Origin of the sequence: Enterobacter sp. MGH 16 (genome assembly GCF_000493175.1) — a bacterium.
Classification (GTDB): Bacteria; Pseudomonadota; Gammaproteobacteria; order Enterobacterales; family Enterobacteriaceae; genus Enterobacter; species Enterobacter roggenkampii.
Genome location: NZ_KI535695.1, coordinates 971,306 through 993,097, shown reverse-complemented (window position 1 = coordinate 993,097; position 21,792 = coordinate 971,306). Strand labels below are relative to the sequence as shown.

General features: G+C 48.8%; 29 protein-coding genes and 2 pseudogenes. 3 read left to right on the top strand and 28 right to left on the bottom strand.

Annotated elements, in window-relative coordinates:
• Nucleotides 1–9: 9 nt before the first annotated feature.
• The 7 genes and pseudogenes from gpG to L362_RS17920 form a co-directional block, all read right to left on the bottom strand.
• Nucleotides 10–441, bottom strand: coding sequence for a phage tail assembly chaperone G (gene gpG, locus L362_RS17890; protein ID WP_023343871.1), 432 nt, complete (start codon nucleotides 439–441; stop codon nucleotides 10–12).
• 10 nt (nucleotides 442–451) lie between these two features.
• Complete coding sequence (locus tag L362_RS17895) at nucleotides 452–1,195, bottom strand: phage tail protein (protein WP_001704116.1); 744 nt, start codon at nucleotides 1,193–1,195, stop codon at nucleotides 452–454.
• A 7-nt stretch (nucleotides 1,196–1,202) separates the two neighbouring features.
• The gene (locus L362_RS17900; RefSeq protein ID WP_000683284.1) at nucleotides 1,203–1,601 is read right to left on the bottom strand and encodes a phage minor tail U family protein; all 399 of its coding nucleotides are present in this window, start codon (nucleotides 1,599–1,601) and stop codon (nucleotides 1,203–1,205) included.
• Nucleotides 1,598–2,182, bottom strand: coding sequence for a phage tail protein (locus L362_RS17905; RefSeq protein ID WP_023292731.1), 585 nt, complete (start codon nucleotides 2,180–2,182; stop codon nucleotides 1,598–1,600). The genes L362_RS17900 and L362_RS17905 overlap by 4 nt, the downstream gene beginning before the upstream one ends.
• 9 nt (nucleotides 2,183–2,191) lie before the next feature.
• A complete protein-coding gene (locus L362_RS17910; protein WP_023292732.1) occupies nucleotides 2,192–2,545 on the bottom strand; it encodes a head-tail joining protein in 354 nt (117 codons plus the stop codon).
• 11 nt (nucleotides 2,546–2,556) lie between these two features.
• Nucleotides 2,557–2,970 carry a DNA-packaging protein FI gene (gene gpFI, locus L362_RS17915; protein ID WP_023343870.1) on the bottom strand — a complete coding sequence of 138 codons (414 nt, stop codon included), beginning with the start codon at nucleotides 2,968–2,970 and terminating at the stop codon, nucleotides 2,557–2,559.
• Between the two features lie 45 nt (nucleotides 2,971–3,015).
• Nucleotides 3,016–3,804, bottom strand: a pseudogene (locus L362_RS17920) (minor capsid protein E); the annotation flags it as partial.
• 185 nt (nucleotides 3,805–3,989) lie between these two features.
• Between L362_RS17920 and L362_RS23675 the strand changes: the two are divergent.
• On the top strand, nucleotides 3,990–4,277 hold the full coding sequence (locus tag L362_RS23675) for a DUF3892 domain-containing protein (RefSeq protein WP_023343868.1): 288 nt from the start codon (nucleotides 3,990–3,992) through the stop codon (nucleotides 4,275–4,277).
• Between the two features lie 44 nt (nucleotides 4,278–4,321).
• Nucleotides 4,322–5,347 (top strand): FRG domain-containing protein, encoded by a 1,026-nt coding sequence (locus L362_RS17925; protein ID WP_023343867.1) that lies wholly within the window; start codon nucleotides 4,322–4,324, stop codon nucleotides 5,345–5,347.
• 45 nt (nucleotides 5,348–5,392) lie between these two features.
• Here L362_RS17925 and L362_RS17930 read toward each other — a convergent pair whose 3' ends face one another.
• From L362_RS17930 to L362_RS17970, 9 genes are all read right to left on the bottom strand, one after another.
• Nucleotides 5,393–5,905, bottom strand: a complete 513-nt coding sequence (locus L362_RS17930; protein WP_023343866.1) for a terminase small subunit — start codon at nucleotides 5,903–5,905, stop codon at nucleotides 5,393–5,395.
• Nucleotides 5,906–6,117: 212 nt separating this feature from the next.
• Entirely contained in the window at nucleotides 6,118–6,501 is a 384-nt protein-coding gene (locus L362_RS17935; protein ID WP_023343865.1) for a helix-turn-helix transcriptional regulator, read from the bottom strand.
• A 10-nt stretch (nucleotides 6,502–6,511) separates the two neighbouring features.
• On the bottom strand, nucleotides 6,512–6,853 hold the full coding sequence (locus L362_RS17940; protein WP_023343864.1) for a head decoration protein: 342 nt from the start codon (nucleotides 6,851–6,853) through the stop codon (nucleotides 6,512–6,514).
• Between the two features lie 9 nt (nucleotides 6,854–6,862).
• A complete protein-coding gene (locus L362_RS17945) occupies nucleotides 6,863–7,903 on the bottom strand; it encodes a major capsid protein (RefSeq protein ID WP_023343863.1) in 1,041 nt (346 codons plus the stop codon).
• Nucleotides 7,904–8,149: 246 nt separating this feature from the next.
• A complete protein-coding gene (locus tag L362_RS17950) occupies nucleotides 8,150–9,148 on the bottom strand; it encodes a hypothetical protein (RefSeq protein ID WP_023343862.1) in 999 nt (332 codons plus the stop codon).
• Nucleotides 9,149–9,347: 199 nt separating this feature from the next.
• Entirely contained in the window at nucleotides 9,348–10,766 is a 1,419-nt protein-coding gene (locus L362_RS17955; protein WP_023343861.1) for a helicase RepA family protein, read from the bottom strand.
• Nucleotides 10,763–11,086, bottom strand: coding sequence for a DUF4222 domain-containing protein (locus L362_RS17960; RefSeq protein ID WP_023343860.1), 324 nt, complete (start codon nucleotides 11,084–11,086; stop codon nucleotides 10,763–10,765). The genes L362_RS17955 and L362_RS17960 overlap by 4 nt, the downstream gene beginning before the upstream one ends.
• Nucleotides 11,087–11,091: 5 nt before the next feature.
• A complete protein-coding gene (locus L362_RS17965; RefSeq protein WP_023343859.1) occupies nucleotides 11,092–11,271 on the bottom strand; it encodes a hypothetical protein in 180 nt (59 codons plus the stop codon).
• Nucleotides 11,264–11,551, bottom strand: a complete 288-nt coding sequence (locus L362_RS17970) for a host cell division inhibitor Icd-like protein (RefSeq protein WP_023343858.1) — start codon at nucleotides 11,549–11,551, stop codon at nucleotides 11,264–11,266. Before L362_RS17970 ends, L362_RS17965 begins: the two co-directional genes overlap by 8 nt.
• A gap of 134 nt (nucleotides 11,552–11,685) precedes the next feature.
• Between L362_RS17970 and L362_RS17975 the strand changes: the two genes are divergently transcribed.
• Nucleotides 11,686–11,871: a hypothetical protein gene (locus L362_RS17975; RefSeq protein ID WP_023343857.1), complete on the top strand. Its 186-nt coding sequence runs from the start codon at nucleotides 11,686–11,688 to the stop codon at nucleotides 11,869–11,871.
• Between the two features lie 3 nt (nucleotides 11,872–11,874).
• Here the strand turns inward: L362_RS17975 and L362_RS17980 are convergent, their stop codons facing one another.
• The 12 genes and pseudogenes from L362_RS17980 to L362_RS18035 form a co-directional block, all read right to left on the bottom strand.
• Nucleotides 11,875–12,417, bottom strand: coding sequence for a hypothetical protein (locus L362_RS17980; RefSeq protein ID WP_032637672.1), 543 nt, complete (start codon nucleotides 12,415–12,417; stop codon nucleotides 11,875–11,877).
• On the bottom strand, nucleotides 12,414–13,241 hold the full coding sequence (locus L362_RS17985) for a hypothetical protein (protein ID WP_023343855.1): 828 nt from the start codon (nucleotides 13,239–13,241) through the stop codon (nucleotides 12,414–12,416). The genes L362_RS17980 and L362_RS17985 overlap by 4 nt, the downstream gene beginning before the upstream one ends.
• Before the next feature lie 15 nt (nucleotides 13,242–13,256).
• Nucleotides 13,257–13,484, bottom strand: a complete 228-nt coding sequence (locus tag L362_RS17990) for a helix-turn-helix transcriptional regulator (RefSeq protein WP_023343854.1) — start codon at nucleotides 13,482–13,484, stop codon at nucleotides 13,257–13,259.
• A gap of 1 nt (nucleotide 13,485) precedes the next feature.
• Nucleotides 13,486–14,721, bottom strand: coding sequence for a tyrosine-type recombinase/integrase (locus tag L362_RS17995; RefSeq protein WP_023343853.1), 1,236 nt, complete (start codon nucleotides 14,719–14,721; stop codon nucleotides 13,486–13,488).
• A 163-nt stretch (nucleotides 14,722–14,884) separates the two neighbouring features.
• Nucleotides 14,885–15,130, bottom strand: a pseudogene (locus L362_RS18000) (major capsid protein); the annotation flags it as partial.
• Nucleotides 15,131–15,185: 55 nt separating this feature from the next.
• A complete protein-coding gene (locus L362_RS18005) occupies nucleotides 15,186–15,518 on the bottom strand; it encodes a head decoration protein (RefSeq protein ID WP_023343851.1) in 333 nt (110 codons plus the stop codon).
• Between the two features lie 9 nt (nucleotides 15,519–15,527).
• Nucleotides 15,528–16,871: a S49 family peptidase gene (locus L362_RS18010; protein WP_023343850.1), complete on the bottom strand. Its 1,344-nt coding sequence runs from the start codon at nucleotides 16,869–16,871 to the stop codon at nucleotides 15,528–15,530.
• Nucleotides 16,852–18,441 carry a phage portal protein gene (locus L362_RS18015; RefSeq protein WP_023343849.1) on the bottom strand — a complete coding sequence of 530 codons (1,590 nt, stop codon included), beginning with the start codon at nucleotides 18,439–18,441 and terminating at the stop codon, nucleotides 16,852–16,854. The genes L362_RS18010 and L362_RS18015 overlap by 20 nt, the downstream gene beginning before the upstream one ends.
• Nucleotides 18,438–18,644: a phage head-tail joining protein gene (locus L362_RS18020; protein WP_023343848.1), complete on the bottom strand. Its 207-nt coding sequence runs from the start codon at nucleotides 18,642–18,644 to the stop codon at nucleotides 18,438–18,440. The genes L362_RS18015 and L362_RS18020 overlap by 4 nt, the downstream gene beginning before the upstream one ends.
• Nucleotides 18,644–20,566 carry a phage terminase large subunit family protein gene (locus tag L362_RS18025; RefSeq protein WP_032637669.1) on the bottom strand — a complete coding sequence of 641 codons (1,923 nt, stop codon included), beginning with the start codon at nucleotides 20,564–20,566 and terminating at the stop codon, nucleotides 18,644–18,646. Before L362_RS18025 ends, L362_RS18020 begins: the two co-directional genes overlap by 1 nt.
• Nucleotides 20,541–21,086, bottom strand: coding sequence for a terminase small subunit (locus L362_RS18030; protein WP_023343846.1), 546 nt, complete (start codon nucleotides 21,084–21,086; stop codon nucleotides 20,541–20,543). Before L362_RS18030 ends, L362_RS18025 begins: the two co-directional genes overlap by 26 nt.
• 431 nt (nucleotides 21,087–21,517) lie before the next feature.
• Nucleotides 21,518–21,721 carry a hypothetical protein gene (locus L362_RS18035; RefSeq protein ID WP_023292741.1) on the bottom strand — a complete coding sequence of 68 codons (204 nt, stop codon included), beginning with the start codon at nucleotides 21,719–21,721 and terminating at the stop codon, nucleotides 21,518–21,520.
• Between the last annotated feature and the right edge of the window lie 71 nt (nucleotides 21,722–21,792).

The window sequence follows — 21,792 nt, the reverse complement described above, 5'->3', positions numbered from 1 at the left end:
GGACAAACTTCAGCTCGCTGGCAAGGGCTTTTCCGCCGTAACGGGCTCAGCGCTTTCGGCCTCCGCAGAGGCATCCGGATCGGCATCATTGTCATCCTCAACCGGAACGAGCATGCCGGAGAGCAGCTTTATTTCCATTTCTGCTTTACCGATCGCCTCCGGCGGCCATCCGCTAAGGACCTGCTGATAAAGCGTTTCCACATCCGTTCCAGCCGGATCGTTATGCCACAAAGACATCGCGATCAAACGCGCACCGCAGCGAATATTGGAGCCAATCAGCCTGGCCGTCATTTCCTGATCGCTGATGCCGTCGCTGTCAGCGCTGACGGCCTTTTCCTCTGCGGCCATAAACGTGATGTACTCAATACGCTGCAGCGCCGACAGCTCGAAGATGGTCAGTGATTCTGTTTGCCAGGTGAACTTATCTTTTTTCAGAAACATGCGTCCTTCCTTACGCTGCAGTTACGGTGACTTTGCAGACCGCAACGAAATTACCGTCGCTGGTCATAACAATAACGTCAGCGGTGCCTGCCGCCACGCCGGTGACGGTGATCGCGTTGCCGCTAACGGTGACCGTTGCTTTTGCCCCGTCGGAGGTTGCCACGCGGAACGAGGTATCTGAGGCGCTGGCAGGGTTAACCGTCACATTGAGCGTTGTGGTTGCGCCGACGGCCACGCTTGCCGTGGCTTTATCGAGCGTAACTCCGGTCACGGGGATATTCGGGGTACCGCTTTCTTCTGCCAGTTCCGGCTTGCCGGTATTGGTGATTTTCGCTGTACGGGTAATGACCTCTTTTGCCGGAATGGCTTTACCCAGGCTGCTGCACCAACCGCGGAAAACGTCGACGGTACCGTTCGGGTATTTGATTTTGTAATAGCGTACTGAGCCATCAATAAACCATGCGACCAGGTCTTTTTGCCCTTCTTCACCCGGCTTCCAGGCGAGGGTGAACGAGGTATCGCCAGCAGATTTTGCCCCCTGGGCCGTCGCGTTCCAGTCGGCATCCTCGTCGTCGAGGTAAGTGTCGTCATAAGATTCGGCGGTCATTTCGCCCGGCGTAAGTTCTTTGATTTTCGCCAGGCGATTCCAGTCGATATCAGAGAGTGGGTTAGCGAAAGCGTTGCCCGTTCCGGTGTAAAGCCAGAGGGTGGTACCGGCGCCTTTTACAGGAGCAAGTGGATTTGGTGTTGGCATGTTTTCCTCACATTTCGTAAGTGATTGAATATTTCATATCGGCGGAGGTCCACAGCCCCATCGCATCATCGCGCTGGTAATCGAAGCCTTGTGGAACCATGAGCGTTAACAGTGAATCGAGGCCGGGAACATCAGCGAGGGCCGGATAAATATGGCTTTCCATCCATTCATCCAGTTCGGAATCTGGTACCTGCGAGGACAGGAAGACCTCGATATGTAACGTTGCCGCCCACATATCGGCATCAAGTTCTTCGCCGGTATACTCCGCATCGGTCAGATAGACCGCGACGGCAGGAAAATCCTCCTCCTCAATGACAGCCGGACGCCCGTCAAAAAACATGACGTCGATCCCGATGGCCTCTTCAAGCACATCAATAATTTTCTGGCGAATGAGAGTGTGTTTCATCGTGTCAGATGCAACCTCAGTTGTTGCCTGAGGGCATAGCCAAGTTGTTTTGGCATTTCCTCTTCAAGCATGCGTTTCTTCTCTGCTTCGAAAGCAGTAGTGAGGGGCGCGGACAATGGGATTTTGACCACGTCGATGGGATAACGACTTTTTCCTGCAATGCGCTTCATGACGTGCCAGCGGCCGTTCGCCAGGCGCTGGATAAAGGCGTCGCGAAAAACATAACGGCCAATTCTCAGCACGCTACTTTTTCGAACCAGCGGGCCTTTTCGGTTCGTAGCCCTGACCTGCGCGGCACCGAGTTTGATGGCGGGAAGGTTGCCCCGGTTAACCTTAATTCGGGCGGCTGAGTGCCCTGACGCCGAGGCTTTGTTGATTCTCACCCTTTGTCTGACCAGCTTTACAGGTATCCCCGAAACGCGGTTATCACCGGCTACCGTTTCTTTCGCCACTCTTCGGACGGCAACCGAGACGCCATTAGCAGCAACCCGGTTCACAGCCCATGCGCTGGCATTGGGAACCATATTTCTGTCCAGGCTATCCAGGTTAGCAATCGCCTGCTCAAGACCTTTTATCGACATGAATGCTCCTTAACGACGCCGCGATCCGCCGGGAGGTGATCCACTACCCAGCCATACATGGCAGGAACCGCAATCATCCGGGCCCACGCGATCAACCCAAAATTCACGCCCGTTTACCTTCAGCGTGTCCAGCCGTTCCAGCCCGCTCACATCCGATGAGTTGACAAAAAACGTCGGCCTGGTTCCGTCAATTCTGATCCCCGCTTCTGCGAAACCGATGTTCTCTGGATCGTCAAAGACCCCGCGGAGCGTGACGCCGGATAAAGAGCCAGAGGTTATCCTTGCCTCTGCTCCCATCACTCCACGTATAGTGGTATCCGCGCGCGCCATCGCTTCATCAAAAAGATTATCGAAATCAGCCATTAGGCCCCCTGTCAGACTTCCCGGGCCAGCCCCTGAGAAATCAGTCCGGTAGCCTCCGCGTCGGTTAAGCGAATAACGACACCAGGCTCAACAATAGAGAGGGACTCGTTGCGTGTGGCGTGAAGTGCATCAATGTGCAAGGTCACCAGTGTCTCAACCGCCACCAGCTCGCCGGGCTCATTTGACGCAGGATTCTCGTTAATAGAGCCAGAGGTGTTCTCTGGGCCGGGCTGGCCCGAAGTGCTGATAGCAGTAGTGCTGGCAACTGACACCTCATCGCCCTCTTCTCCGTCTTCGTCGAGTTCCTCTTCGAGCTCAGAAATACGTAACGTAAGCTCCTGGATGGTGCCTGTGACGTTGACCTCACGATCAAGCTTTACGCCCAGCTCTTTCAGTCGGGCGATAAGGGTTTCTTTTTCTGTCATGGGAAATACTCCAGAAATGTGGCCCAACAGGGCCACTGGGGAAAGTTATGCCAGCTTGACTGAAACGAACGCGTCCGGATCTGGCAGCAGCATCAGCGGAGCTGACTGAATCATGGTGAACTCGCGAGCCGGGTCGCCCGTTTGCACCCAGTTTTTCGGATAGCGCGTTGAAGCATTAATGCCTTCGCGCTGTGCATCTGCATCCAGAATGCAGCCATAGGTACGCAGACCGCGCGCCTGGGTATTTCCCAGCACCATTGTCAGATCCGGCAGGTAGTTCTTTTTGACGTCATCCTCGATGTACTGACCGGAGTACACAACGATGGCAACGTCGCCATACATCCCCTTATATGAGACGGCCATTCCCAGGTCTTTTACGGCGGTTTCGAGCTCAGAGCTTGAACCGCGACGCGTATCCAGCTTTTCCTTCACCGCGTCAAAGGAGCGAAACAGCGCCCAGCCCTTTGGATCGAAGACGATAATGTTGACCACACCGCTGGCGTTAAGCGCGTACGCTTCAATATCATCGGTCGGGTCGTACGTTTTTTTGTCGCGAGAAGACCAGGCAGCTGCACCCGCCTGGGTGATGTTGTTACTGGCACTGCGTCCCATATCAACTTCAACCGGCTCAAACGCTTCCCCGGTCATTGTGTATTTACCACTGAGGACTGCAGCAACGGCCTGCTTTTCTTCTACCTGCGCAATTGCCAGCTCTTCATCTTTCATGTTCTGAAGAATGATGCGTCGGCGGCGATAGGCAGGGTCGGCCAGATTCTGTGGATCTTCATCAGGCAGGCGGCGGAGGGTCATCAGCGGATTCACTTCGTGTTTTGGCTACATGAGTCAAATATGAACGTATGAGATTGACTGAAAACAAAAAAGATACTAAAAAAAAAGGGTAAATTGCGCTCTTGCAATACAGACTGCAATACATTGCTCTCATATGTGCTTACTAGAACTTTGAAGTTTGATTAATCAGTTTAGATTTTTTTCCTTCACATAGCGATAAGGAGATTCTTATGACTGATGTACGTATCACATGCATTACACTCTCTGATACAAATGCTATTCACGAGCATATTACTCATGTAGGCAGCCCTCAATTCAACCCTAAAGGGAGCAAATGGACGGTTGCGCAAGTTATTGCGGCTATTGAAAAAAATGAGCATACGTTTCATGTAACTGATGCATATGGCAACACAGCCTATGTTGGCGTTGTAGATCCCAAAGATGGACGAAAGAAATTTATTCGAACTTATGCCGATGGCAAATGGAACAACAATCTTCTTTCTTTACCACAATGCTAAACTCATAGGGGCGAAAGCCCCTTAAATAACTCAAGAGCATAAATATGATGAACAAAGAAGAAGTCCTCAAAAAAAACATCGAAATAAACCTTGAGACAGCACAAGACTTCCTTAGTTATTTCTCACCGTATTTAAATAAAGAATTTGACTTCAGAAATTTTATTTTCAGAGGGCATGGGAATGCAAATCATAAACTTATCCCATCGGTTCTAAGAAGAGACAGCTCAATAATCAAAAGAATTCAAGCCATGAGCGCAAGGATATCAATAACAGAAACAGATTTATTGTTTGAATCAAAACAAATTCAAGCCGAAACAGCCATACTTAGGCAGTTTTATAAAATATCCAATAGAAATGGGTTATTTACACCACCCACAGAACGTTGGTTTAAGGATGACATTCATTTAGTTACAAATCAATTTGTGGTAGCTGATCGTCATGAAGATGAAGAATGGCTACCTAAAGAATTATTAGAGCTTGCAGCTTTAGCTCAACATTATGGTATTCCAACGAGACTTATGGATTGGACACATGATGCACTGACAGCATGTTTTTTTGCTTGCACTTCTGAAGTTGAAAGCAAAGAGGATTTATGTGTTTGGGCTATGAATGCCAACTGGATAACTTTGTTGAAAAAATCCGGAAAAGTAAACAGAATAAACTTCTTCACACCAAATTATAAAAACAACGATAACGTGACAGCACAAAAAGGCCTTTTCACATATTGCTCATCCATACTTAAACGAAATATTTTCCCAAGAGAAGTTTTCTTACTTCCACATGAACAAAGGGATATTATATTAGGCCAAAAAGACAAAGTTGACACCAGACCATTGGATGAAGTTGTATTTGATGAACTAACAAGTAGCTCAAATACGAATCTTGGAGATGAACCGCTTTTTATAAAAGTCACATTACCAAACTCCCAGCGAATGGAGCTATATCGGTTGTTAATATTGATGGGATATGACTACCCTCGTATATATCCTGGGTATCATGGCATCGCAAATCATTTAGACTTCCTCAAAAACATTGAGGATGAAATATCACGCCAACAATTCCTCTTGTAAAAAATGATGCATCGCTACCATTTGCGGTGCATCTAGAACTATAGATCATTTGCCCTTCTGATTTTCACATATGTACCGCTCAGCCATTTCTGGTATTTCATCTGAAATATGAGAAGCTCGATTCATCGCCTTACTGACTTCCTTTTTAATTGAGTCCAGATATCTTTTTTCCATACCTGGAAACTGTCGACTGATAGCCAAGGGAAGACTATCCATAATGGCTCCAACTTCTCCAGCTAATTTTGATAAGGCATATGTAGCGAATGCCGTATCAATCACCTCCCCTGTTTCACGGGCGTTCTTCAACTCCTGTGCATCTGCCTGAGCGTTAGTAAGTCGTATTCGAGCTTTCAAAAGTTCAGCATCATCTATGTCACCCCCCTGTTCCATAATCTTACTCAGTTCATTTTCAACCCTGTTACTTACAACGCTTGCCACATCATAAAACGCTTCGCGTCCGGCACGCTTTACTGGTTCTACACCCCATTTGTCGAAAGCAGTTACACCGACCTTACAACTTTTCGCCATGTTCTTCTTGTTGAGCAGATGCTGGGTCATTTGTTCCTCTGTATTATTTTGAACTGCGTAAGTGGCTATATTTCTATGTAAATATCATTTTAAATCATATATTTACATGAAATAACAACACCACCACCTACCTCTCATAAAAACTCATAAATAGCGCTTTTCCGCGAGGTCGCCGCCCCGTAGTAAGCCAAACTGCCCGAAAGGACCCGCGCACTTTCGCCGGGTCAATCGGGCTGACTCACCTAGCCGATCAGCTTGCTTTTGCCGTTCTGGGCCTGTCGGCGAACTCGCTCAGCCTTGAGGCATAGTGATGCATCTGGTTTGACGGGCACAGGGACCTGACATGTTTCAGAGCTGCGAGGAATGTTATTGATCCACTCGATAACTTCGCTCAGATACCATGCCTTACGCCCTTCAGTGAGCTGTACACGCACCGGAAACTCGCCTCGAGCTTCGAGGTTGAGCAATGTACGTCGGCTTAGTGTGGTGAGTTCTATCACCTGATTCATATCAACCAGGCGCTCACTGACTTTCATCTTGTCTGCGAGCTCCTGCAGCTCGTTCGCTACCGGATCCGGATAGAGAGCATCGGCGGTTGCCATCAGGCTTTTGTCTTTAACTTTCATCGTTATCTCCTCACACGTGCGCCAGAGGTTGAACAGAAATACCCGAACCAACAAAGGCGGCAATCTTTGCCGAGAGAGTTGTAACCTCTTCCGGCCAGTTGAGTGCATCGACATTCAGCACACCAGTCTTGTAGACCTGCGCCTGTGTCTGGCTTGCGGTATCGACGCTGAAGCAGGACACATAAACAGCTTGCCCTGCTTTAACGCCATCCCATGCAACCAGAGCACCAGTAGTCGCATCCTGCATCAGCGGTGTCAGCGCAGGGATTACGCCTTTCCCACCAGCAAAAATCCCCAGCGTAGATACCAGCGCTTCAGTGCCGGCCACCAGCTCAATGTAATTTGCAGTCATAAATGCTCCTTAAGCCACACGAACGGTGACAAAACGGTTAATGCGGGCCGGGATTGGTTGCGGTGCGGAATGCGTCTGGACATATTCAATCGCCGGGTCACCAGGTACGATGTAATTCTTGGGCGCAAGTTCTGCTTTGGTGATGCCCATGCGGATGAGTTCGGGATCCTGAATTCCACCATAAGCCACAATGCCCTGTAGTGCAGTGTTACCCAGCACCATCAAATCCGGGTCAAGGAAATATTTTTCTGTGCCGTCTTCGTCGGTATAGCGACCGCTGTAAACGACGATTGCAACATCGCCCATATAGCCCTTAAAGCTCACTGAATCGCCCAGGTCTTTCAGTGCTGTTTCAAGCTGGGCATTAGATCCGCGACGTGTATCGAGTACATCTTTGATCGCTTTGAATGAGCGGTATTTCTTCCAGACATTCCCTCCCATAATGATGATATTAGTAACGCCTTCGCTCAGTTCTGAGTAGGTTTCAATGTCGTCGTTTGGATCAAATGTCGCTTTGTCTTTACCTGACCATGCAGCGCCACCAGCCTGAGTGATCATGTTCTGGGATTTGATATTCCAGTCCAGTTCGTAGCGTTCGATCCCTTCTCCTTCAATGATATTTTTCCCGGTAGTAACGGCCTGAACAGCCAGCCATTCAATACGCGCCCGGATAGCAATGGATTGCTTCAGTATGGCCTGTTTGACTTTAATATTTCGTGCATCGAGCGAGCTGTATTGCTCAGGGGTTACACCCGCCGGACGAACGGCCAGTTTATTCGGATCAATGCTGCTTTTGGGTTTCATGTACCCCGGACGGATAGATTTCGATTCATAACCCTCATCGCGTGCCACCTTACTGCCTACCATTGGCGAACAGAATGCTGCGATCGGAATATTAGGGTCGTCAATCGTGTCTAGTATGATATCGCGCGTTTCGAACGTTACTGCGCGGGTAAAGAATAAATCAGTGAATAGAGTTTTGAGTTGTTTCTGGATATCCTCGGCACTAACAACTCGGACAAGTGCCGCTGGCGTGTATAAACCTGGCATATATTACCTCATTAAAAAATCGAATAGAGTTCGTTGCAGGGATAATGCTATCACTGTAAAAGTGGTATTGGATGTATGCAACGGTGTGTAATGGAGTGCAATAATGTATAGATTTAATTTGGCATGATTTTACGACACGTTAAATCTGCTATCATCCTTACCGTTATTTCCTCCAGATAACACCATTTATAAAAATCGGTAATTGCCAAGCGGGCCCGGTTGTGGCCCGCTCTCATTTCAATCACATCATTTCTTCAAAGGGATAGTGCCATCTATAGTGAATGGTTCACTTACACCATCACTGAAAGTGAAAAAGCCAAGTCTCTTCGACTCATCCGCAAGATTGAACATAGCAATGTGGTGATACCGAACAGGAACACAACTTGAGAACAATCTCAATCCAGTCCCATAAAGTTCAACTTCAACAGATAAACCAGAGAAATCCAAATCAAAACAACCCGCCAAAACTTTTTGATCTGCTGCAGGAAAATTCTTTTTATAAATTTCATTATATTTCGGTTGAAAATACCTTATTAGCCCAGCCTCCGACAGGCAAATAATTTCTTTCTGGGATAGTGGGTTTTTAAAAACGCTTTTAAGCCTAGCATCATCCTCATCACCGCCAATTGCCCCTTTATCCATGCCATTGAATGTTGATGCCAGGATATAATCATCATATTCGACAGTAACAATAAATAGTTGATCGTCGGGAAAATCATACATGGTATCTGCAAGGATTTTTTGTAGAGTAGCATGACTTCTCAGCCTGTCTAATGCTGTTCGCTTACCTTCTGCATATGCTTGTCCAACATAAAGCACCTCCAAATCACTGAAAATCCCATTTCCAGTTCTCAATGCCAATAAATCACCAGGCCAATATCTTACTTCTTCGCCATCACTATTTACGGTATAGATTTTTCTGTGAGGGTAATCCGCAACATAAATCTTCTCTTCTTCTTCATCCTCAAACTCAAAAGGTATCTTGTATGTAGATAAAACTAACTCTCCAGCGACGCGGCTAGTTAGATGTCCTGTCAAAATACCATTATCAAGTGTTGGCGGCTCAGCACTACAAGTGGCCTTTGGTCTCTTACATATCATATAAATATGACAGCTATCGGCAATATCCCTATGTTCCGCTCTAATCTCCCCTTCTGCATGCAGCTGATCTGGAGTAAACATTAACCAGCCTTTTGAGGTTATGGTGACTGAAAACTCAGACACATATTTTCTTTTACCGCTCATATTTCCTCCTGGACAACTACCCACTTAATCCCCACTTCTACTACTCCCCACTTACAACCCACCAGCATTTTAGGCAACCCCCGCCAAAACCAGTACTGACGCGGGTTAGAGCGTTTTTACCCACTTTGTCCAAGTATATAGGCGCAAAGTGGGGAAAACAGGGGGGGGCTCCCAGCCCTCCCCACTTACTACCCACTTGTTAACCCACTTCCCTTAACGATTGTATAGTTAATACGTCACCATTCTGGATAATCAATCCATCATCAACCAACTTTTGAACCCAGCGGCTAAAGTGCTTAGTATCATTACCCGTCGCTTTCAAATCATCGCGCAGAACGGCCCTGGTACAAGATTCACCTTGCATTGTTCTACTTCGGATAGCTTGCCATAGAGCCATATGATTACCTGTTAACTTCGCTATCCCTACCAACTCAGGATCTACCCCTTTTGCCTCTCTAGGAACATCATTAACCACCAGCGAAGAAATAAGTTCGCCATCGCGATCCGTAAACAGTTCCACCGGGCGCAAATCGAATGCGGCCTGTTTAGGCTCCTCCGCATCCTTCATCTTCGTACAGGTCAGAATTATCGCTCCGCCGTCACCTTCGCGGCGAATGTTAAATTCGGCATCCAGAGCTGCCCTGAAAGCACTGGAACCTCGTGCGCCTTTGGTATCGTCTTTACCTGAATGATGCACCACCAGCAACGTGGCTCCAGTCTCACGCTTGATGACGTCGCAGCCTTCTATAAATGCCCCCATATCGCGAGCATCGTTTTCATCATTACCACCGAAGCACCGCGCCAGCGTATCGACGACAATCAGGCGAATCGGCTGGCCCGTTCTGGACTTAACATCACGCGCAGCTTTGATCATCTCCTGCATTTCCTCACGGCGAACTGGGAAAACCGGACGGTTGACCAGATAGAGGTTATTCAGTTTCACACCATGCTTTTTCTCCCACGCCTTTATTCTCCGCGGGACGCCAATACCACCTTCACCCACTACGTACATCACGGCGCCAGCTGATACTGACTTTCCAGCCCACTTCATCCCGGCTGCAACGTGGCAAGCCCAAGACACCGCCAGAAAACTTTTATACGAACCGCTAGGGCCGTATATGCTGCTCAGGCTATTAGAGGGGAGATAACTCTTTAACGTATAATCCTGCTCCTGATCGTACCCATCAGATCCCACGCTTAACGGTAAACTGTGCCGCAATGACACCTCCCTCGCAGAGACTTCAATTTGTTCGCGCAGACGGGAGAGATATTCTCTCCAGTCCTCCGGCTCCTGGTCGGGAATACCTTTGTACAATTTGGCATCCTGCACACCAGCCAGAGCCAGTTTTTCGGCAATATTATTAATCTGGATAGGCTCAATATTCCCAGCCAGATATATGCGCGCGGCACGACGGCCGTCATCCACAATGCGCAGGTTATCGAGCTCTGCCAGCTGCATTGGCCCAAGGTAAACGGGAGGGACAGTGTCTTCGGCGATCTGTTTACCAAGCCCCTCTTCCCATCCCCTGGCATGTGCGTATGCATCAGACCCGGCAAAGATAACTGCCTCAGTGAATTTTTCCTTTGGCTGATGTTTCAGGTTCGGTGCGTTTTTCATTTCAGCCCCTTGTCCCATCCGTCAGATCCAACACTCAGCGGCAGAGAAGATCGCAGCGCAGCGATTTTTTTACGCCCATTTTCTTTTACTGCCTCCTGCCACTCCCGGCTTTCCTCAGGAAGGTAAATAAATTCATTTCGGAACCGATACTCAGAAAAAACACACTCATGGGAGTATCCATCCCGGACATACGTAATACGGCTATCCGTTACGCCTGTGACTGTAATTTTTTCCCCGCGAGAATCTTTCCAGCGGCTGTTAAGTTCGATTTTTGGTTGAACGATGCCCTCGGGCTGTGCCCGATTTAATTTTTTCACCATGAGATTTATTCCTTGTCGGTAGCAGTTAAACCGTGTGCATCAGCAGCCTGACGAACTGCCTGGATAAAACCTTCCGGTGTGGCCACGATTTCATTCGGACGAAGGCGGCGCTCTGTAACCTGACCGTTTTTAACCGTCACCAGTACGCGAATCTCGTAATCTGCGGGTAAGTCGGACTTATGCATGACGCACCTCCATTGGCACGGCATCTGCGCTGTAAGGATCGCTACCCAGAATGCTCCAAAGGATTTGGCTTTCAGGGTCCATAAACGACACTGAAAGCGGGCTTTCGGTTCGAATTTTTGCGGCGAAGGTTAACTTCCAGCCGCAGAATGCTTCACGGGCAGTATCTTCGGTCTCGGCGACGGTGCGCAGAACTACGGGTGTGCAGGCGTGGCCATTCGGTGTGCCAAGGAATAGCCATGTAAATTTGGGGTGAGTTTGGGTATGCTGTGTTCCAGCCATAGTCGTTACTCCAGTTAACGGTTTGGTTAGAAGCCCTGCTTGGTGTTGGCGCACCACAGGGCTTCGCTATTTACAAGTGTCAGACATACGTTGTACATTGTCACACACAAAAGATTACGCCGAGTGTCAGACACATGTCAAACACAAAAATGCCTAAAGGCAACAAGCAAATAGCTTTTCGAGTAGACCCATTTTTAGAAGAAGCGATGGTTAAAGCCATGAAAGAAGACGGTGATGAGACGCTCTCTGCATGGCTAAAAAGAATTGTACGGAAAGAGTTAAATCAGCGAGACATCACAAAAGATATTGATGTCTCATAGTCATCATTCTGGGTCGTAAGTAGAAATCGCTTTGAAGGCATCAATAAAAACTTCTTGAAGCTCTGGCGGCGGTAAAGAAAGAAAAGCGCATGCGATTGGTGTGAAAGCTTCAATCGCATTCACAGGATCATCAAATTTCAATCCTTTCCTTGATATCTCAAGCACCTGATAAATAGACGAAACTTCATGCCTTTCAATGCTAGAGTTTAAATCATGGCCGCATTTATTTCGCACTCTATTTAATTGTATTATGCCTGGCCTTACAAACGAAGCACTCAGACCATTTTGGGGAATCATTTCGGCTTTCTGAGCAAAACGCAACTTGAGGTTATCAAGCCTTTCAATTTTATAATAATCATGTAGAAACTTAGTCAAAAAATGTTCAACAACAAGATGGCATTTCAAAACTCGCCCAATGTAATCATGCGGTTGATTTATAAGACCGAGAAACATATCGTTCATTTCTGTAAAATGTTTCTCAATACTACTCATGTGAGGTTTCATTACTTCTAAAACTTCATTAACACCATCTATATCTTTCATCATTGCTTCCCAATCATTTTAGCTTCAATTACTACCCCTTGTGCAGCGCATTCATCAGTCAACTTATTTAAATCAACACCACCACGCATATATCTTATTTGACCATTATCATTTTCATACATCGAATATATAACATTATCGTTAGGATCACATTTAGCATATTGTATCGCGCCACCAACAGTATCACATGCACTATTATTAATCACTGAAAACAATAAATCGAGCAATGGCATTTGTTGATTAATAGAATAAGCATTTTTAAAATGATTATCCAGCGTATCGGTCTCCATTAAAAATGCAGCCCCACTTCCATCTATAATATAATCATTAGTTTGAAAACACTTTTCTTTAAAACAATTAAACCCATCTTGGGATGAATTCGCCCTAACACCTAACTTATACATTTCCATTTCATTAGTTTTCGGGCAAAAACCAGCAATATAAAAAAAGCAAGCGCCTGATTTACCATTGGAATACTCAACAGCAGCCCTTACCACCTTTTCATAAACCATCAAAGCCACATCGGTTATCAAGTCCATAGAAATATGTGATGAATCAGGAAAAAGAACCATTTGATTTAGGATTTCAGTAAGACTCTCTTTAATCGTATAGGCACTCACAAATCCACCACAAAAAGAAATGGCGAGATTAATCTTTCTTACAAATACTTTACCCTCGCCACTTAAATCGTTGCATTCATGTACCTCACAATCAAGCTTAGATATTTTCAAGCAATGATCGAGAACAGACACCCCGTTACTTAACCGAGAATCAGTTGCCATATGAATATTATTAGATTTATCTTTCCAATAAACGCACATTGTCATATTACTTCTCCTTATTCAGCTTATCCAATCGCCTCTTATCCAAGCTTGAATCTCTGAGAGACGGTATGCTACGGCTGTAGCACCAATTTTTATACGCTTAGGAAACTTCCCTTCCTTCTCCAGCTTCCAGCGCGTACTGTTCGCAAGAGTAGTCAGTTCCCGACACTCTTTTTCACGGATCATACGGTCAATGTTAGGAATGTACTCGAGACCCTTTTTATCAACAACTGCCATTTTTTTCATGTTAACCAACCTTTTGTTTGAGGATTGTCACTTTTGACTCAGCACCTGAGATGCTATTGAGGTATGTCGTCCAGAGTTCCAACGCGTCCAGTTTCTTCGCCATAAATTTACTTCGGTTATAAATGCCCGCAACACCAGGTAATGCATGGCCTAACAGCTGCTCCACTACATGAAACTCAACGCCCAAATCACTAAGATGGGTTGAAAGCGTTCGCCTGAGGTCATGTAGAGACCATTGTTTTTCATGGCCCAGCCGCTTACCAATTTTTCCACCAATTTTGCTTACGCTTTCCCTGATACGCAGACTACCCAGCACATAGCCGGAATGCTTTGTTTCCTCGTAGACGTCCGTTATCCACTGCCTCAGGCCTTCGGGTACTGGCCTTACAATTTCCACCCCATTTTTTGAATGCTCTTTTGGAACGAACCATACCCAGTTTTTTCGATCCCATTCCTTCCATTCTGATAACCGGGCCTCACTCATGCGGCATCCGAAAACCGTGCACAGAACAAACATTTTCCTGGCATATTCGGACATCAACTTGATATCAGGTTCAACAAAGATAGCTTTCCAGAGCTGCCCTAACTCGGCCTCATTAAGAACCCGATCACGCTTACCAGCCGCCTGGCCAACATCGGTCATGCGCAAGTCCTTTAGTGCATCGCAGGTTGCGTACTGGCGAACCCGGCAAAAACGAAGTGCCAGTTTTGTGTCAGAAAATACATACGCCGCCATAACTGGCGCATTACGTTTAATCCGGTCAAAACAATCGAGCCATTCATAGAGGTGTGTGTCGTTCACAGGCAGATGACCGATAAAGGGAAAAACATGTTTACGAAATCGCCCCAGAGTTACAGCATGGGTTTTGCGACGAACCTTGCAATAATTTTCGTACCAGTAACAGAGAGCGTCCTGAACAGTAACCGGCCTAAGACGCTCCTCGGACTGAATCTTTATCTGTATACGTGGATCTCGTTTCTCTGCAAGCCACGCCCGGCACTCATCCCGCTTCTCCCTGGCTTGTTTTAGCGACATATCCGGATACTTACCCAGCGTTAACCAGACAGGGGCAGTCAGACCACCAGCTAACCTGTAGAAGAAGACAAAACTCACAGCCCCCTTCTTACTCACACGAACTGAAAGCCCCTTCCCATCCGCTACAGTGATCTGCTTTTCTCTGGATTTTCCCAGATACCCCTTAAGCGCCTTGTCGCTCAATTTGTTCTCACCAGCCATTTTTAGCCCCCAAAAAGCAATACAAGCTGCAATACAAAGGTGATTGCAACGCACAGAAAACGAGGAAAATACAGTGAAAGCGCCAGAAAAACTTAACCATAATTATCAAACAATTAAGTGCAAAAACCAGCAACTACACGAAAGCCTCAGAAAGCCATGCTAAGTACTTTGGCTTCACATACCCCGGCGTAAATTCCGACGTGCTGCCGCCACGGGACCGAATCACTTTCCCGGAGACAATCGGCGATACGTACAGCGCCATATTGACCATGCCCGGAATTTGCGACAGGTAGACTTTTTCTGTACTGAAGGGATAAGTTTCGCGAAAGAAGATACGCAGGAAGAGCGGATCGAACTTGAATTTCTTCTCATTGACCGCCAGAAGCTGGGCTGTTGTGTAAACTGACATAGATTTTTCCCGTAAAAAAAGCCGCATAAGCGGCTTTTATGAAAGTTGAGGGTGATTAAACGATGCTGATCGCAGTACCGGCGAACGCGTTACGCTTGATATTTTCGTCGGTAACGGCAGATGGCCAGAGCACATCTTCGATGCGGAAAGAACCGGATTTATAGAATGCCAGTTCAGCACTGCTCTGGTCAGCGGTAACCGCCAGAATGCCGGTTGCTGCACCTGCATGCTCGCCGTCCCAGACGGTTAGCTTGCCGGACGTAGCATCGAGCATGAGCGGGGTCATTTCCGGGGTGGATCCTGTCAGTTCGCCCGGTGCATACGCGGTGTGTGCCGGATCGCTGTTACCGAGCGGCTGGTGATGAGTAAATACTTCGGTGATTGCCATGTTAGCCTCTTAAACGGGGGTGTTTAACAAATCGTCGCCGGCTTCAGCAGAGGCATTCCCTGCTGAAAGAGCGCCTGGTGCGGTTTCCATCAGGCGATCCAGCGCCGTATCGGTACGCGCCTGGGCGCTTTGCGGCGCCGCGGCCAGAATGCGCTGTGCACTCTCGACCGTCATGCCCGGCGTTTCTGCCAGCGCACGAGCCTGTGATTCACGACCTTTTGCCTCTTCGCAGTTCAGAATACCCATGATGCGACCATTCTCGGCGGCTACGGCTGCCGATACCTGAGCGCTGAGGTCTGCCGGGGCCGTTAAGGCAGCAGTTGTTGTGTCAACGGTGGTGACCTGCTCAGCCGGTGCAGTCGTCTGTGTTGCTGCCTGGTCAGTTGGCTGATTGGTCGCTGCAGATGCAGAAGGTGATGGCATAGTTCCTCCAGTGGTTGTTTTTTTGCGTCTGTCGAGTGCTTCACGCATCACGCTGAGCGCGTCGGTATTGTTAACAAGTTCATCCGCCAGACCGTTATCCACGGACTCCTGACCTGAGAAGACGGCCGCTTCGGTGTCCAGTACGGCCTGCACTGACATTCCGGTATAAGCGGAAACCTTTTCGGCAAACATCTGACGAGTGGCATCGATGCGCGTCTGAAAATCAGCGCGAACGTCCTTTGGTAGTTTTTCGTAGGGATTGCCGTCGACTTTATGATCGCCGCTATATATCAGCGTGACCTCAACGCCGTTAGTTTTCAGCGCAGCGCCATAATTACTGTGCGCCATCATGACGCCGATGGAGCCGGTTCTGGCCGTTTGCGTGACAAGCCGTCGCGATGCAGAACTGGCAATTAGCTGCCCTGCGCTGCAGTTCATATCATTTGCCAGCGCCCAAACGGGCTTGATATCCCGCATCCGGGCAATAATGTCGGCACAATCGAAAGCCCCGGACACCATCCCGCCCGGTGTGTCCATATCCAGCAGAATACCGTCTACGCCGGGATCACTCATTGCCTGCTGCAGTCGGGCAATGACCCCGTTATAGCCCGTCATACCGGAATAAGGCTGCAGTGACCGGGTTTTGCTGACCAGCGTCCCGGAAACGGGCAGCACCGCGATCCCGTTTGTTACCTGATAGCTCCGCGCTGGCCGGGGCCCAATATCCTCGTCATCGCCAAACAGCGCCAGCGGCTCTGCAATTTGTTCAGCGCCGAGCGAGACGCCAGAAGCGGAATCAGTCAGTCGGGTGATACCCAGCTGGCCTGCCAGCGCGCAAAAGAAAACCCGCGCGTAGGCGGGTTCAAGCATCAGCGGCTCATTGAAGGCCATGCTGGCAATATGCGGGAGATTACGCAGCTCTGGCGTCATCTTTTACCTCCTCGTTTGATTTTTTCAGCCCAGATTCAAATGCAGCAGCCGCCCATGCCGGAGGTTTAAGTCCCGCGCTCCGGCGCTCCATAGTTTCACGTACCTGCTGAGAAAATATTTCCTGATAGTCATCTCCGCGTTTGGCACACTCCTTCTCATATGTGCTGAGACCAGCCTCAATCAGCATCACGGCCTCCTGCACCTCCTTCAGCCCATCAATAGCCATGCGCCCCGAGCCAATCCAGTTGGCGTTACCCCAGGCAGTTCTCGCCTCCTGGAAGCTAAACCTGGCTTTGGAGGGGAGCGTGACAACCCGGCGCGCAATCGCCTCTTCGAGCCAGCAGACGAACATCTGGCAGGCTTGCCGGGCCGCGACAAACTTGCGACGCCCCATAAAGAACGCCCAGGATTCATTGGCACTGGCGCGCGCCGTCGAATAGCTCATCTGAGAGTAGTTACGGGAAAGCTGCTCATACGAAACACCAAGACCGGCCGAAATATAGCGCAGGAGTGATTGTTCAAAGGTGGAATAACCGTTATCGGTATCCTGTGCTGACTGAAGGTTCAGGGAATCGCCCGGCATAAGATGAGGCACTTTCGCGCCACCGAGGCGAACCGGCGCTGCAGCGTAGTATGCTGCCATTTCGCCAAGCCAGCCCGTCAGCTTATTTTGCTGCTTACTATCCGCGCCGAGGATAAAGTCCATCGCCGTATCGGTATCAAGCTCGCTCTCGATTGTCGCCGCATACATCGCCTTTACAATTGCGCTCTGGAGCTGAGTATTTTGCAGTGTGTCGAGCATTTTCATCTGCTCCATCACGCTGTAAAACACGTTTGCGCCGCGGGTCTGTCCATCCTCAAGCGGTTCAAAAATATGGATGAATGATGGCCTTCCGCCCGGCAGTTCCCGTGGTATATAGGTCCATTTTTGCGACATCCAGCCAGGATAGCTGTCTTCACTGACGTAGTACCCCAGCGCTGCGCCGCTATCACTGATTTTGACACCCGCGCGGCAGTTACGCGTGTCACCTGTATTACCGGGATTACTCACGCGTTTTGGACTAACCATTTTAAATTGCGTGCGAAAAAGTCGCGATGAATCACTGTCCCAGGTGGGCTGGACGCACAGTTCACCGTTAAAAGCGTGCGTCGCAACGCCTTCACGGATCATCATCGTAAAGGTACGCTTGCGCTCGGCATCAATCCCGCAAAAGTCATCCTCCGCATATTCATACCAGGCGGCCTCCACCTCCCTGGCAAATGCTCGGCTTTCCTCTTCTTTAATGCCGAGATAACGCCAGCTCGGGCAGTAACTCAGTCTGAAAAAAGACCCGACGATGTGATCTTGGTGAAGCTGTACGGCGTTTGCCGCATAACCATTGTTACGGACCAGATCATCAGCACGGGCATTCCCCCGGGCGAAATTCGGCAGAAGTGCGGCGTCGGCACTTTCACTCTGGGGATTCCAGGCATTTAGCTGCCCACCGAATCCGCCGCCACCGGCGTGATAGCCTGCATATTCCCTCAGGGAGGTTTTCCCGTCGGGGCCAACTAAAGAAGGAGTTTTCATGCGTAGAACCTTGCCGGCCCGCGGCGTCGTGAAGAGGTACCGACCTGTGACTCTAGATCGGCGATGTACTTTTTCAGATCGCTGACTGACGTCGCCGTAAATTCCACCCTTCGACCGTCTTTCTGTACCGTCGCAACCCGTTTTCCCATCATCAGATCATGTAACGCTGCGCGCGCGGCATCCAGTTCAGCCTGTGTTGCCATTATTCATCTCCCGCTAATGCTCTGGCATAATCCGCCAGAGATGTATTATTTTTACGGCCAGTGTCTTCTTCCCGTAAGCTGGCCAGAAGAGAATCCAGATCCAGCTGCCAGCGGGAGATACTTATCCGCAGAGCTGCAAGTGCATAGACAAAACAGTCAAGCGCCTCATTTCGTCGTTTTTTACTGTCCCAGACGATTTTTTTCTTCCCGTCTACCCACTTCTCAACCTGCTCTTCAGCCGTAAGCTGCTGAGCCTCAGCTAAATCATATATTTCAGGGTTATTAGGGAAGTGAACCGCTCCCGCCAGCGGTTCGTCGCCTTCTGCCACCAGCGTGAAACGGTTATAAATTTGCTCTTTCGCGGTGTCTGTTCCTACCTCAGTGAGATAAACGCCGTTCTTGTTACGCTTACGAGGCATATTCGCCACGGGCTTGCCGTAGACAGATGCGCCTTTAACGGGGATGACACGAAACAGACCATGCTTTTTCGAGCGGTTATAAACAATCGTTGGGTCTATGCCACCGATATCCCAGCAGATGCGGGAAATAAGCATCTCAACGCCGTTAGGCCTCGGATAGGTTTTGTTGATCGCCTCATCCAACCTCAGAAGCGTGGATTCATCATCATGTCGCCCCATAATGATAATTTTGTCGATAAGCCAGCTTTCCTCACCAGGCCCCCAGCCCCAGACACGCATTTCGTAACGGTCAAGCTGGGAGTCAATACCGGCAGTAAGGTAGGCCACGCGCTCCGGCACCCTGGCACAGAAGTGCTCAATACGTTCGGCCATCACCTCAGCATCAGGACGCTCACCAATTTTAGGCTCCCACGTTTCACCAAGCGTTGTGTTGACGAACGTCTTACGCTTTCCCGTGTCCCCTTTGGTCTTGATCCAGTCCTTGACGATTTGCACCCAGGTTGTGAAGGGGCTATAGGCCGTCCAGATATGAAAGGTTACGCTGTCAGGCGGATCAATTTCGGCACCCGATGATGAAAACCAGCAAAGTCCGTCTCGCGTCCAGATCCCGGTTTCATCACAGATGTACCGCGCCTGCGAAAAATCGAGCTCCTGCTGTTTAATTACGCAGGCATTGTGTTCACACAGATATATAACGCTGGCAGGATCGCCCGGCGTCCATTTGAACCCGAATGGCGTCTCTTTATCGCCGAATTTAAGGAACTGCTCCTCCCCACAATGTGGGCAGGGAACATAGAAGCGCAAGAAATGCTCAGACTCCTTGGCGGCACGTTCAATCTGGCATGTCCCTTTAATTTTGGGTGTGGATCCTCGTATCGATTTAGGCCAGACCGACCCTTCAATACGTTTATCCCCCAGGAACGTTGGAGAGCCCTCTTTCTCGATATCATCGTCAAATGCCGCCAGCTCGTCATAACCCGCCACATCAACAGATTTTTCACGGTAGTTTTTTGCAGCTTTACCACCGAGGCACCAGAAACCTCGCCCATTCGAGAAACGTTTCATATTCAACGTGTTGTCCCGATGCTTTTTACCGTACCAGGGCGCCAGCGCCAGCAGTGAGGGGATGTCCCGGATTGTCGGTTCGACATGGGATTTCATGAAGTTTTCTGCATCACCGTCGGTAGGTAACCAGATAAGCGAGTTACGCTGTTTATGCTGGATGAAATACGCATACACGCCGAGCAGCATTTTTGAATAGCCTACTCGGGCAGACTTAACGACATTGACCTCGCGGATATAGTCATTACCCATCGCATTCATTATCGCACGCTGAAACGGCAGCGTTTCCCAGCGCCCTTCCTGATAAGCAGACTCTTTTGGAAGGTAATAATTTTCGTCTGCCCACTCAACCGCCGTTTGCGGTTCTGGCCGGTACAACGAACGGAGCCCCGAGCGCGCGGAGTGCTGTAGCCCCTTAACCTGACTGTTCGATATATTCACTCAGCAACCCCGGTATCATTTCATCCAGCGCAGCTGCTTTGTTCATGGCTTTTATGATGTCCTTCTTGAGGAAATCAATATGTCGATTTTCCAGTTCCGGAAAGCGCCGCTGAACCGACAGAGGTATTCCATCAAGGATACTGGCAATTTCTCCGGCTATCCGCGACAGCACGAACGTGCAGAATGCGGTCTCCACCACCTCAGCGGACTCTTTTGCATTTTTTAGTTCCTGAGCATCAGCCTGGGCTCGGGTAAGCCTATGCCGCTCATAATCAATCGTGCCAGGCACAAGGTCTGATTCTGAATCAACTCTCAGCTGTTCAACCTCTTTGCGCAGCTTTTCGTTTTCTATCGCTGCGTCACGGGCGGAATACCATTCGATTACGGCGGCAGCGTCATAAAGCACTTCATTACCTTTTCCACCACCGCGCGCAACTGGCATTCCCTGATCCTGCCAGTTCTGGATCGTGCGGATGCTGACTCCAAAAATCTCTGAAAGGCGTTTTTTATTGATCTCCATGACGAACTCCAGGCGAAACACATAGTAAGGAAACCATGCCGAGTAAAATGACTATTACCAGGTTTTAACACTTCCTTTCTTGTGGTGGGTTATACCCAGCAAAGACAGATACTTAGCAAGAAGAAGAACGGAAAAGGCGCAATCCTGAAAATTTTCATAAATAGCGAGAACCTGCGAGGTCGCCGCCCCGTAACAAGGCGGATTGGCGGAAAGGACCCATAATGACATTGATTATCATTTACATGCATTCATCAACAATCATTTAGACATCTAAACGTCTGTTTTGCATTAATGAATGTAGGTCATATCATGCAGCGCGGCTTCGCCGCAGTGGCAGGCTCACATCTGAAAGACCTTCTTCGATCTGCACGTACGATGTACATTAAAAAGCCCCGCTAACGCGAGGCTTGGTTTGATATGGATAATGACAATCAATCTTCTTTTTTAATCACTACTTCCTGCGGCCGCATCTGCTGTATGGCTCGGACAATGCAGTAAGGAATTACTGCCCAGGCAACTCCCATGGCTGCTCCTGCTGCTTGCTGAGGTGCGCTGACAGCGCCGAAAACCCCAACGATACCTTGAACAAAACCAATAGCCCCGAAAACAACACAAATAGCCCAGAGGATTCTCATAAGCCTAACTCCTTTTATTAAAGAGCTATTAGGATAATACTGAATGCTGTTTAGTAAAGCTCTAATGCACG

What these genes read in the sequence shown, in the direction of transcription:
- L362_RS17985 (WP_023343855.1), bottom strand. Translation starts at nt 13,241, where the DNA reads ATGACAATGTGCGTTTATTGGAAAGATAAATCTAATAATATTCATATG.
- L362_RS18015 (WP_023343849.1), bottom strand. Translation starts at nt 18,441, where the DNA reads ATGAAAACTCCTTCTTTAGTTGGCCCCGACGGGAAAACCTCCCTGAGG.
- L362_RS17995 (WP_023343853.1), bottom strand. Translation starts at nt 14,721, where the DNA reads ATGGCTGGTGAGAACAAATTGAGCGACAAGGCGCTTAAGGGGTATCTG.
- L362_RS17960 (WP_023343860.1), bottom strand. Translation starts at nt 11,086, where the DNA reads ATGGTGAAAAAATTAAATCGGGCACAGCCCGAGGGCATCGTTCAACCA.
- L362_RS17945 (WP_023343863.1), bottom strand. Translation starts at nt 7,903, where the DNA reads ATGCCAGGTTTATACACGCCAGCGGCACTTGTCCGAGTTGTTAGTGCC.
- L362_RS23675 (WP_023343868.1), top strand. Translation starts at nt 3,990, where the DNA reads ATGACTGATGTACGTATCACATGCATTACACTCTCTGATACAAATGCT.
- L362_RS17935 (WP_023343865.1), bottom strand. Translation starts at nt 6,501, where the DNA reads ATGAAAGTTAAAGACAAAAGCCTGATGGCAACCGCCGATGCTCTCTAT.
- L362_RS18030 (WP_023343846.1), bottom strand. Translation starts at nt 21,086, where the DNA reads ATGGAGATCAATAAAAAACGCCTTTCAGAGATTTTTGGAGTCAGCATC.
- L362_RS17965 (WP_023343859.1), bottom strand. Translation starts at nt 11,271, where the DNA reads ATGCATAAGTCCGACTTACCCGCAGATTACGAGATTCGCGTACTGGTG.
- L362_RS18035 (WP_023292741.1), bottom strand. Translation starts at nt 21,721, where the DNA reads ATGAGAATCCTCTGGGCTATTTGTGTTGTTTTCGGGGCTATTGGTTTT.
- L362_RS17900 (WP_000683284.1), bottom strand. Translation starts at nt 1,601, where the DNA reads ATGAAACACACTCTCATTCGCCAGAAAATTATTGATGTGCTTGAAGAG.
- L362_RS18010 (WP_023343850.1), bottom strand. Translation starts at nt 16,871, where the DNA reads ATGACGCCAGAGCTGCGTAATCTCCCGCATATTGCCAGCATGGCCTTC.
- L362_RS18020 (WP_023343848.1), bottom strand. Translation starts at nt 18,644, where the DNA reads ATGGCAACACAGGCTGAACTGGATGCCGCGCGCGCAGCGTTACATGAT.
- L362_RS17940 (WP_023343864.1), bottom strand. Translation starts at nt 6,853, where the DNA reads ATGACTGCAAATTACATTGAGCTGGTGGCCGGCACTGAAGCGCTGGTA.
- L362_RS17975 (WP_023343857.1), top strand. Translation starts at nt 11,686, where the DNA reads ATGTCAAACACAAAAATGCCTAAAGGCAACAAGCAAATAGCTTTTCGA.
- L362_RS18005 (WP_023343851.1), bottom strand. Translation starts at nt 15,518, where the DNA reads ATGGCAATCACCGAAGTATTTACTCATCACCAGCCGCTCGGTAACAGC.
- L362_RS17905 (WP_023292731.1), bottom strand. Translation starts at nt 2,182, where the DNA reads ATGTCGATAAAAGGTCTTGAGCAGGCGATTGCTAACCTGGATAGCCTG.
- L362_RS17930 (WP_023343866.1), bottom strand. Translation starts at nt 5,905, where the DNA reads ATGACCCAGCATCTGCTCAACAAGAAGAACATGGCGAAAAGTTGTAAG.
- L362_RS17950 (WP_023343862.1), bottom strand. Translation starts at nt 9,148, where the DNA reads ATGAGCGGTAAAAGAAAATATGTGTCTGAGTTTTCAGTCACCATAACC.
- L362_RS17990 (WP_023343854.1), bottom strand. Translation starts at nt 13,484, where the DNA reads ATGAAAAAAATGGCAGTTGTTGATAAAAAGGGTCTCGAGTACATTCCT.
- gpG (WP_023343871.1), bottom strand. Translation starts at nt 441, where the DNA reads ATGTTTCTGAAAAAAGATAAGTTCACCTGGCAAACAGAATCACTGACC.
- L362_RS17910 (WP_023292732.1), bottom strand. Translation starts at nt 2,545, where the DNA reads ATGGCTGATTTCGATAATCTTTTTGATGAAGCGATGGCGCGCGCGGAT.
- L362_RS17895 (WP_001704116.1), bottom strand. Translation starts at nt 1,195, where the DNA reads ATGCCAACACCAAATCCACTTGCTCCTGTAAAAGGCGCCGGTACCACC.
- L362_RS17970 (WP_023343858.1), bottom strand. Translation starts at nt 11,551, where the DNA reads ATGGCTGGAACACAGCATACCCAAACTCACCCCAAATTTACATGGCTA.
- L362_RS17955 (WP_023343861.1), bottom strand. Translation starts at nt 10,766, where the DNA reads ATGAAAAACGCACCGAACCTGAAACATCAGCCAAAGGAAAAATTCACT.
- L362_RS17980 (WP_032637672.1), bottom strand. Translation starts at nt 12,417, where the DNA reads ATGATGAAAGATATAGATGGTGTTAATGAAGTTTTAGAAGTAATGAAA.
- gpFI (WP_023343870.1), bottom strand. Translation starts at nt 2,970, where the DNA reads ATGACAGAAAAAGAAACCCTTATCGCCCGACTGAAAGAGCTGGGCGTA.
- L362_RS17925 (WP_023343867.1), top strand. Translation starts at nt 4,322, where the DNA reads ATGATGAACAAAGAAGAAGTCCTCAAAAAAAACATCGAAATAAACCTT.